General features: G+C 62.9%; 9 protein-coding genes. 2 read left to right on the top strand and 7 right to left on the bottom strand.

Features of this window, described 5'->3' with window-relative positions; translation table 11 throughout:
• Positions 1-235 precede the first annotated feature (235 nt).
• A complete protein-coding gene (locus AB7531_RS39180; protein ID WP_063985768.1) occupies positions 236-823 on the top strand; it encodes a hypothetical protein in 588 nt (195 codons plus the stop codon).
• Positions 824-1,068: 245 nt separating this feature from the next.
• Here the strand turns inward: AB7531_RS39180 and AB7531_RS39175 are convergent, their stop codons facing one another.
• Positions 1,069-2,160 carry a TRAP transporter substrate-binding protein gene (locus AB7531_RS39175; protein WP_063985767.1) on the bottom strand — a complete coding sequence of 364 codons (1,092 nt, stop codon included), beginning with the start codon at positions 2,158-2,160 and terminating at the stop codon, positions 1,069-1,071.
• Between the two features lie 330 nt (positions 2,161-2,490).
• Complete coding sequence (locus tag AB7531_RS39170) at positions 2,491-3,582, bottom strand: TRAP transporter substrate-binding protein (RefSeq protein WP_063986726.1); 1,092 nt, start codon at positions 3,580-3,582, stop codon at positions 2,491-2,493.
• Between the two features lie 292 nt (positions 3,583-3,874).
• Between AB7531_RS39170 and AB7531_RS39165 the strand changes: the two genes are divergently transcribed.
• A complete protein-coding gene (locus AB7531_RS39165; protein ID WP_063985766.1) occupies positions 3,875-4,960 on the top strand; it encodes an SDR family oxidoreductase in 1,086 nt (361 codons plus the stop codon).
• Between the two features lie 205 nt (positions 4,961-5,165).
• Here AB7531_RS39165 and AB7531_RS39160 read toward each other — a convergent pair whose 3' ends face one another.
• The 5 genes from AB7531_RS39160 to AB7531_RS39140 all read right to left on the bottom strand — a co-directional run bounded on the left by AB7531_RS39160 (position 5,166) and on the right by AB7531_RS39140 (position 9,319).
• The gene (locus AB7531_RS39160) at positions 5,166-5,543 is read right to left on the bottom strand and encodes a hypothetical protein (RefSeq protein ID WP_063985765.1); all 378 of its coding nucleotides are present in this window, start codon (positions 5,541-5,543) and stop codon (positions 5,166-5,168) included.
• Positions 5,544-5,618: 75 nt separating this feature from the next.
• Complete coding sequence (locus AB7531_RS39155; protein WP_231143664.1) at positions 5,619-5,894, bottom strand: hypothetical protein; 276 nt, start codon at positions 5,892-5,894, stop codon at positions 5,619-5,621.
• Positions 5,895-6,249: 355 nt separating this feature from the next.
• Positions 6,250-7,557: an NAD(P)H-dependent oxidoreductase gene (locus AB7531_RS39150; protein ID WP_063985764.1), complete on the bottom strand. Its 1,308-nt coding sequence runs from the start codon at positions 7,555-7,557 to the stop codon at positions 6,250-6,252.
• A 142-nt stretch (positions 7,558-7,699) separates the two neighbouring features.
• Complete coding sequence (locus AB7531_RS39145; protein WP_063985763.1) at positions 7,700-8,500, bottom strand: phytanoyl-CoA dioxygenase family protein; 801 nt, start codon at positions 8,498-8,500, stop codon at positions 7,700-7,702.
• 141 nt (positions 8,501-8,641) lie between these two features.
• The gene (locus tag AB7531_RS39140) at positions 8,642-9,319 is read right to left on the bottom strand and encodes a GntR family transcriptional regulator (protein ID WP_063985762.1); all 678 of its coding nucleotides are present in this window, start codon (positions 9,317-9,319) and stop codon (positions 8,642-8,644) included.
• Positions 9,320-9,337: the final 18 nt, after the last annotated feature.

Below are 9,337 nucleotides of genomic sequence, written 5' to 3'. Positions count from 1 at the left end.
TGGCAGGCGCCTCGACAGGTCGGCAAGCGAGATGGATTGCATGCAGAACAATGTTTGGTGATCGCAGGAGCCACCACAGGGTTGTGATCATTCAGCCATGATCGGCCCTTAGCAGACGCAAGCGGAGTTCATGAGCAGTTCATTCCAGGCTCCCTAGTTTTTCCGTCGTCGAGACCCTCGATCGCCAAGACCTTCCGCTGACAACACCAACCATCCCCTTCAGGAGGAGACTCCCATGCCAGCATTGCTTCGTCCCGCCCTCACCGCGTTCGGCGTCGCGTGCCTTCTGTCCGCCGCATCGCTTGCCTCCTCCGGTACCGCGTTCGCGCAAGCCAAGCAGGCCGCGCCGGTTCCGCAGGCCGCGCCGGCGCAGGCGCCTAGCCTCAAGCAGATCGCGCTGACCGACAAGCAGCTCGACGGTGTGCTCGCCGCGCAGAAGGACATGGATGCGATCACGGAAAAGCTGCCCGAGAACACCGCACCCGACCAGAAGGTGATCGGCCAGCTCGACGGCGTCGCCAAGAAGAACGGCTTTGCGGGCTATGACGATTACAACAACGTCGTCGACAACATCAGCCTCGTGCTCGGCGGCTTCGATCCCGCGACCAAGAAATATGTCGGCACCGAAGCCGTCATCAAGGCGCAGATCGCGCAGGTCCAGGCCGACAAGAAGATGCCGGCCAAGGACAAGAAGGAAGCGCTCGACGAACTCAACGAAGCGCTGAAGACGCCGGCGCCGCAGGTCGAGAACAAGGCCAACATCGATCTCGTCGGCAAGTACTACGACAAGCTGGTTGCCGCGCTGGGCGACGATCAGAACTGAGCGCTATTACGGCAAGCGCCCGCCACACTCACAGCTGTCATGCCCCGGCTTGGCCGGGGCATGACAGTACGCCGCGGCGGAGGTGGTGAGAGCGTGTTCTCCAATATGGGCCTCTGGAGTACTGGATCGCACGGTCAAGCCGGGCGATGACACCTTTGGTGTGGTTCGGGCTCTCCCGAAACAAAAAGCCCCGGAGACATCTCCGGGGCTTTCGTCGTTTGTGGCGCTGCGTTTCGCTTAACGCCTCACGTCCGTGTCCGCATCCGCATCATGAAGCTGTCGTAGCTGAGCTCGGCGACCTGCATCCAGGCGAGCGACTCGTTCCTGAATGCCGACAGGCTGGTGTACATCTTGTTGAAGTGCGGATTGGTCTTGCTGAGATCGGCGTAGATCTCGTTGGCGGCGTTGTAGCAGGCCTCCAGGACTTCCTGCGGGAACGGCTTCAGGACCGCACCGGCCACCAGCAGGCGCTTCAACGCAGACGGGTTGACGTAGTCGTATTTGCCGGTGACCCAGGTGAAGGTATCGCGTGAGGCCATCTCGACCACGGCCTGATAGTGCTTCGGCAGCGCGTTCCACTTGTCGCGATTTATGACGTTGTGGCCCTGGCCGGTGCCTTCCCACCAGCCCGGATAGTAGTAGTATTTCGCGACCTTCACGAAGCCGAGCTTCTCGTCGTCATAGGGCCCGACCCATTCGGCGGCGTCGATCGTGCCCTTCTCCAGCGCCGGATAGATGTCGCCGCCCGCGATCTGCTGCGGCACGCCGCCGACCTTGGCGATGATCGTGCCGGCGAAGCCGCCGACGCGGAATTTCAGTCCCCTGAAATCCTCCATCGACTTGATCTCCTTCCGGAACCAGCCGCCCATCTGGGCGCCGGTCGAGCCGGTGGGAATGCCGACCGTGTTGTATTCCTTCAGCAGGTCGTTGAGCATTTCCGTGCCGCCGCCGAACAGCAGCCAGGAAATATGCGCCCGCGTGTTCAGTCCGAACGGCAGCGAGGTGCCGAACGTGAAGGCGGGGTTCTTGCCCCAGTAATAATACAGCGCCGTGTTGCCCATCTCGACCGTGCCGTTCGAGACCGCATCGAGCACCTGCAGGCCCGGCACGATCTCGCCGGACGCGAACGGCTGGATCTGGAATTTGTTGTCGGTGGCCTCGGCCACGCGCTTGCAGAAATATTCGCAGCCGCCGTAGAGCGTATCGAGCGCCTTGGGCCAGCTCGCGGCGAGCCGCCATCTCACTTCCGGCGAAGATTGCGCGATGGCCGGCGCAGCAACCGCTGTGCTTGCCGCCAGGCCAGCGCCTGTCACTTTCAGAAATTCACGACGTTTCATGCGTATCCCTCCGTTGTGCCGATTGCTCGACTAAGGGAACGATCTTCGTGTCGTCTTTTGCTTCGCCGAGAACCGAACTTGTCTTTGGTGAAGGTGTGAGTGTGTCCGACGGCCCTTCAGGGCTCTTTGTGGATCCCGTACGTTGCGGTTCCGGCCATCAGGATGACCGGTCGCCTTGCGATAATCAAGCGTCGTCGGAACGCTCGCAGTTGCGAAGCCGATGGGGACAACCAGGTTTGGTCCGAAACCAGAACCAAAGCACGTAAAACCCCGGAGATGGCAGCATCTCCGGGGCTTCTCCGTCTTTAGTCGTGTGAGCCGCTCAGCGCCTCACGTCTTGGTCCGCATCCGCGCCATGAAGCTGTCGTAGCTCAGCTCGGCCACCTGCGTCCAAGGCAACGAGTCATTCTTGAACGCGGTCATGCTCGCATGCATCTTGCCGAAATGCGGATTGGTCTTGGACAGGTCCGCATAGATTTCGTTGGCGGTGTTGTAGCACGCCTCGAGCACTTCCTGCGGGAAGCCCCTGAGGATCGCGCCGTTCACGATCAGCCGCTTCAGCGCCGGAGCATTCACCGCATCGTACTTGCCGGTGATCCAGGTGAAGGTGTCGCGTGACGCCGCGTCGATCGCCGCCTGATAGTGCTTGGGCAGCGCGTTCCACTTCTCGATGTTCATGATGTTGTGGCCCTGGCTCGTGCCTTCCCACCAGCCGGGATAGTAGTAGTACTTCGCGACCTTGGCGAAGCCGAGCTTCTCGTCGTCATAGGGACCGACCCACTCGGCCGCGTCGATGGTGCCCTTCTCCAGCGCCGGATAGATGTCGCCGCCGGCGAGCTGCTGCGGCACGCAGCCGAGCTTGGCGAGGATCGTGCCGGCGAAGCCGCCGATGCGCATCTTCAGGCCCTTGAGGTCGTCGACCGTCTTGATCTCCTTCCTGAACCAGCCGCCCATCTGCGCGCCGGTCGATCCGGTCGGGATGCCGTAGACGTTGTGCTCTTTCAGGAGGTCGTTGACGAGATCCTGTCCGCCGCCCCACAGCAGCCAGGAAATCTGCTGGCGCGTGTTCAAGCCGAACGGGAGGGCAGTTGCGAACGTGAATGCGGGGTTCTTGCCCCAATAGTAATAAAGCGCGGTATTGCCGATCTCGACCGTGCCGTTCGACACGGCGTCGAGCACCTGCAGGCCCGGGACGATCTCGCCCGCCGCAAAAGGCTGGATCTGGAATTTGTTGTCGGTAATGTCGGCGACCTGCTTGCAGAAATATTCGCAGCCGCCATAGAGCGTATCGAGGGCTTTCGGCCAGCTCGTGGCGTAGCGCCACCTGACCTCGGGCGACGACTGCGCGATCGCGGGCGCAGCCACTGCTGTGCTCGCGGCCAGGCCGACGCCTGTCACCTTCAGAAAATCACGACGTTTCATGCGCATCCCTTCCATTGCGTCGATGCATCGACCAGGGAACGATCTTGCTGTCGTCTTGTCTTCGTCGAGGATCGACGTTCTCTTGTTGAGATTTGTTTGAGCGTTTCCGAATGGCCCTGATGGGCTCTTGTTGCTGGAAGCCGAGCGTTGCGGTTCCGTCAGCAAGGATGACCGGACGCCCTGCGATAATCAAGCCTGATGCCTTCCTCGCAAGTGCGAACGCGGGCCAGACGCAAGTCGGAACCATCAGCGATCTGCTACGCGATTAGGCAATAACAAGGGAGGCTCGCGCATGACGGGCAAAAAGGTCGTGGTCGCTGGGGCAACCGGTCTCGTCGGCAACGCCGCGTTGCGACACTTCGGCACATCCGAGCCTTCAGAAGTTGTGGCGCTGTCGCGACGCAAGCCGCGCCACCTCTACGGCGCCCGCCACGTCCCGATCGACCTTACCAGCGAAGCCGATTGCCGCCGTGCCGCGGCCGAGCTTCAGGGCGCCACCCATTTGATCTACGCCGCGCTCTACGAGGCGCCACAGCTCGTCGATGGTTGGCGCGATCCGCAGCAGATCAAGACCAATGATCTGATGTTGCGCAATTTGATGGCCGCGCTCGAGCCGATGGCGCCAGACCTCAAGCATGTCGCCTTGCTGCAAGGCACCAAAGCCTATGGCGTTCACGTCCGCCCCTTGACGGTGCCGGCGCGCGAAGGCCGCTCCGAGATGTACGAGCAGCCCAACTTTTATTGGGCGCAGGAAAATTTCCTGCGCGAGCTCCAGGCCGGGAAAGCCTGGCACTGGAGTATCTTGCGCCCCGTTCTGATCGTCGGCCTCGCCATGGGCGGCGCCATGGATCTGATCCCGCCACTCGGCGTCTATGCCGCGATGCTGCGCGAGCAGGGCAGGCCGCTCGACTTTCCCGGCGGCGCCGCGCGGGTGGCGCAGGCCGTCGACGTCGATCTCCTCGCGCGCGCGATCGCCTGGTCGGGCGAGGCCAAGGCGGCACAGAACGAAGCCTTCAACGTCACCAATGGCGATGTCTTCACCTGGGAAAACATCTGGCCCGCGGTGGCCGACGCGCTGGAGATGAAGCCCGGCAAGCCGATCCCGCTATCGCTCGCCAAGGAGTTTCCCAATTGGGTCTCTTCTTGGGACGCGTTGCGACGCAAGCATGACCTTGTGTCGCCGGACCTCGCCGACTTCGTCGGCCTGTCGTTCCAATACGCCGATTACAGCATGCGCTACGGCCAGACCGAGTCCGGTCCGCCCTCGATCGTCTCGACCGTGAAGATCAACCGCGCCGGCTTCACCGAGATGATGGACACCGAGGACATGTTCCGGAAGTGGTTCAAGCAAGCCAGGGAAGAACGGCTGCTTCCATAGAGATCGCTACCACGAAGGCCCGCCGCCCGCTCGAAGCACTGGTGACGGTACGCGACCTCGATCCGGAGATCGGGGTCGTTCGTACACCCAGTCGTGCACCCACCGCGCGATCTGGATGCTAATTCTCGGCGAGAGCCACAACTCCGGCACGAAACAGGCGGCCCCTTTGGGGCCGCCTGAGCTGTTTAACGTCAGAGCAGATGACCTACTGGCAGAGATGCTGGAGGCCGTCGCTACCCTTGAAATAGGTGCCGGGCCGGCAGACGATGCCGTTACGGGCAGCATACGTACTCCAGCTGCCCTGCCAGCCCATCTCGCCGTACGACATGCCGGGCGACATGGCGTAGGAATTGCCCCAGTTGCCGACAGTCGCGTCCGCCGCTGCCGGCTGGCGATATGCCGTTCGCCGAGTTGATGGCCGAACCCGATAGTCGGGGGTGGTCCCCGTTCCAAGACCCGTGCAGCTGGCGAATTCAGCTTGGCATGCGTCCGGATTGGAGTTGTACCACTGCGCCTGTACAGCAGAGCTGGACAGGGCAGATGCCACAACAACGACCGCACCAAGAATTTTCAGATTTATCATGGATTGCTCCTTACGGTTGGACCGTGGTGCAAGATGCCACGTGTGTCAGTACCCGTTTTTTTTGCGCGCAAAACATCAAATCGACGTGACACGTTGGGCGAGCACGAACAGAACGAGCATCCCGGTGTCATCCTTCGCGACCATCCTGACACTGCTCGGCCCGGCCATTGGCTTCTCGGGGCTATCAATCGCTGTGACCAGCGCAAGAATTTCGAGGAGGCCGAAGCCAAGGCCATCGTGGTCGAAGAGGACGCAACCTGCTGCGATCATGAGTCCGCATATGGTTGGACATGGCGCGGGCTGCGGCCGATGCCGGCTTTTGATCGAGAAGCCGAACTCACGGTTCAACATTCACCGCTTTGGCATAGCTACACTTCATCTATAATTCTCTCCCGTGGATCAGCTACAGGAGGCAAGAATGAAGCGATCAATTGCCTTGTCAGCGTCGCTAATTATTGGCTTCTCAATTGGAAGCAATGCAGGCGCGAGTGCTGCAACTTACTGCCGACACGTTGGCTATCCCGCCAATTGTGGCGTTCGGACCGGCGTCATAGTCGCGCCAACCCGTGATGTTCGCGGAATGCCACCATCAATTGATGCGGGCCCGAGCGGCGTTATAAGGCAGGACTTGTTCGCAAGGAATAATCCGAACAATTTGCGATCGGATTGGCCCAGTCCACCCGCTCAACCGGGGCAGTTCTAGCCGCTATTTCGCGAATGCCGTCTCCATTACCTTTCGCGTCTTGATCGTCTCGTTGTTAGCGTCGAACTCGACGTCGCTCCAGCGCACGATCTCGCCATGGGCGACGTCGTGCTTCAGCTTCAGGCGATGTGCGAGACCGATCGGCAGGGCGCCTGCCTTCAGGCTCGCGGCCGCCGGCACCAGCTTGCCCCACACGGTGTAGCCGCCTTCGCCGTCCAGCATCTCGCCGGCGCGCAGATTGCGCTTGGCCACGGCGGCAACGTCGCCGCGGAAGCCATAGGGCTGGCCGGTCGGCTCGCCCCGCAGCGCCGCCGACAGGATCGAGATGTTCAGCTCGAGCCCGATCAGATGGTACGGCTTGTACATCGCCGCGAAGCGTCCGCTGCCGTCGGTCTTCAGGCCGTATTGCCTGAAGCAGTCGGCGGCATAGTCGTTCGGCGCCTCCAGCACGACATAGACGCCCCACCGCAAATCGCGAAACACCGGCCGGCCGTCGCGCTCGAGTGACGACACCACCTCCACCACGCCCGACCGTTCCAACACGCCGCCCTTGTCGCTGGGACGCATGACGTGTGGCAAATCGTCGACGCCGCAGGGCGGAAACAGCAAGCCGCTCGCGGGCACGTCGAGCCCGCAGGCATTGGCGATCGCGGCCATCTCGATCGCGGATTTGGTGCCGTCGAGGAAGGAGTTGAACATCTGCGGATTCATGCCGGCCGACTGTGCCTCGCCCGCGGTGAGACCATAGTGCTGCCAGACGCCGTCAGGTGTCACGTCGTGATAGGCTGGCAGATATTTTGTCCCTTTGCCGGCTGCGACCACGCGAAAACCGGTGGCGCGCACCCAGTCGACCATCTCGGCGGTCAGCGCCGGCTGGTCGCCATAAGCGAGCGAATAGACCACGCCCGCCTTCCGTGCTTCCTCGGCGAGCAGCGGGCCCGCCAGCACGTCGGCCTCGACATTGACCATCACGATATGCTTGCCCGCCGCGATCGCAGCGCGCGCGTGCTTGATGCCGACGGCCGGATTGCCGGTCGCTTCAACGACGACATCCATCGCGCCGCCCGCAATGGCGCGTGCGCCATCATCGGTGAAGACGGTGGCCGCGATCCGCTCGGCGCTCCAGCCCACGGTGCGGCAGGCTTCGCGCGCACGGTCGCGATCGATATCGACGATGATGGGCACCTCCAGCCCCGGCGTGTGCGGCACCTGCGCCAGAAACATCGAGCCGAACTTGCCGGCACCGATCAGCGCGACACGGACAGGCTTGCCAGCGGACGCGCGGGCCTGGAGGAGGCGGAAGAGGTTCATGGGGGATGTCCTGAGCGCAACAATCAAAGCTCGTCATTCCGGGGCGACGCGCAGCGTCGAGCCCGGAATCCATAACCACGATCGGGAGTATGGATTCCGGGCTCGCGCCCAAGAAGGCGCGCCCCGGAATGACAGTGAGAACTTACTCCGCCGCCTGTCGCGGCGCACGTGCGAGCCGCACCAGCGCATCATCGTCCACCGTCTTGATCGGCGCAAAATCGCGATGCGCGATGTACTCAGGCCGCGTCGGGGTGCGGATGTAGTTCGAGACCGCGTTCAGCGTCAGGTACACGATCTTGCGCGGGTAGGGCGTGATGTTGCCGGCCGAGCCATGCACGAGATTGCCGTGGAACATCAGCATGCCGCCCGGCTTGCCTGTGGGCGCGACGATGCCGCCCTGCTTGACGAGGCGCGTCACGGTCTCTTCGTCGAGCGTCCACAGTGGATAGGAGGTCGTCGCAAGGTCATGCGAGGCCTGGAGATCGCCGGCATTCTGGCTCTGCGGCACCAGCATCAGGGGGCCGTTGATCGGCATCACCTCGTCGAGGAAGATCGCGATGTTCATCGCGCGCGGCTCCGGCATGCCGTCGTCGCGCTTCCAAGTGCCGTAATCCTGGTGCCACTGCCAGACGTCGCCGGTGAAGGCCGATTTCGCGTTGATCTTGAACTGGTGCATGTAGACCGGCTCGCCGAACAATTGCTCGACCGGGTCGATCATGCGCGGATGCGCACCCAAGATGCGGAATGCCTCGTTGTAGAGATGCGCGGCAAACGCCGTGCGCGGCGCGCCGCTCTTCTCGCGCCAGACCTCGGGCCGATTCGCGTCATAGATGCCGATCGCCTCGCGCGCGAGGAAGTCGACTTCCTCCTGGCTGAACAATTCGGGGAGGAACAGCCAGCCCTCGTGGTGGAAGAACTCCAATTGCTCCTGAGACAGTTTCATGGGTCGTCCTCCTGTTTTGATTTGTTGTTTTCTCTCGTCATGGCCGGGCTTGACCCGGCCATCCACGTCTTTGCTCCACGTTCGCGAGAAGAACGTGGATGCCCGGGACAAGCCCGGGCATGACGGGGGGCGCGATAGTCGCTACGCCGCCGCCTCGTCCGTCGCCCTCAATTTCTCCTCGGTCATCCGTCCCGCCGTCTGCGCATGGGCCAGCGCTGCGCGCTCGGCGGCTTTCGCATCGCCTGCGAGAATGTGTCCGGCAATCGTCGCATGCTCGGCCCACGCGCTGCCGCGATAATCGAGCTCGGAGAGCACCGTCGCCATCGAGCGGCGCATATGCGGCCATTGCGGCGCGATCGTCTCCTCGATCACGGGATTGCCCGCGAGCTGATAGATCGCGCGGTGAAAATCGACGTCGAGCACGATCAGCTCGGCGAGCGAAGTCTTGCGGTCGATGCGGCGTCCGGCGGCGAGGGCTGCGTCCAACCGCGCGCGTCCCGCCGCGTCGCTTGCGGCGCGCTGAGCGGCGAGCCGCGCGGCCAGCGCGTCGATGGCGCCTCGCACCTCGTAGAGCTGGCGGATGCGCGAGGGGTCGAGCTGGGTGACTTCAAAACCGCGACGGCCGCTCTCGGCGACGAGACCCTGCCGGTGCAGCAGATGCAGCGCATGCGACACCGGCTGGCGCGACACGCCGAGCTTGTCGGCGAGTTCGTTCTGCCGGATGCGCTGGCCGGGTTGAAGCGTGCGGTCGGAGATCGCCTCCAGGATCCGCGCATAGACCTGGTCGATCAGGTTCGGGAGCGGGTCGAGAGGGATCACGCCGGCAGCTCCGAGACA

The sequence above is a fragment of the Bradyrhizobium sp. 63_E2_N1_3 genome (assembly GCF_052076005.1).
Lineage (GTDB): Bacteria > Pseudomonadota > Alphaproteobacteria > Rhizobiales > Xanthobacteraceae > Bradyrhizobium > Bradyrhizobium barranii.
Note: the sequence above shows the minus strand (reverse complement) of the source record. Positions and strands in the feature narration are given on the sequence as shown.

What these genes read in the sequence shown, in the direction of transcription:
- AB7531_RS39170 (WP_063986726.1), bottom strand. Translation starts at nt 3,582, where the DNA reads ATGAAACGTCGTGATTTTCTGAAGGTGACAGGCGTCGGCCTGGCCGCG.
- AB7531_RS39165 (WP_063985766.1), top strand. Translation starts at nt 3,875, where the DNA reads ATGACGGGCAAAAAGGTCGTGGTCGCTGGGGCAACCGGTCTCGTCGGC.
- AB7531_RS39155 (WP_231143664.1), bottom strand. Translation starts at nt 5,894, where the DNA reads ATGTTGAACCGTGAGTTCGGCTTCTCGATCAAAAGCCGGCATCGGCCG.
- AB7531_RS39175 (WP_063985767.1), bottom strand. Translation starts at nt 2,160, where the DNA reads ATGAAACGTCGTGAATTTCTGAAAGTGACAGGCGCTGGCCTGGCGGCA.
- AB7531_RS39160 (WP_063985765.1), bottom strand. Translation starts at nt 5,543, where the DNA reads ATGATAAATCTGAAAATTCTTGGTGCGGTCGTTGTTGTGGCATCTGCC.
- AB7531_RS39180 (WP_063985768.1), top strand. Translation starts at nt 236, where the DNA reads ATGCCAGCATTGCTTCGTCCCGCCCTCACCGCGTTCGGCGTCGCGTGC.
- AB7531_RS39145 (WP_063985763.1), bottom strand. Translation starts at nt 8,500, where the DNA reads ATGAAACTGTCTCAGGAGCAATTGGAGTTCTTCCACCACGAGGGCTGG.
- AB7531_RS39150 (WP_063985764.1), bottom strand. Translation starts at nt 7,557, where the DNA reads ATGAACCTCTTCCGCCTCCTCCAGGCCCGCGCGTCCGCTGGCAAGCCT.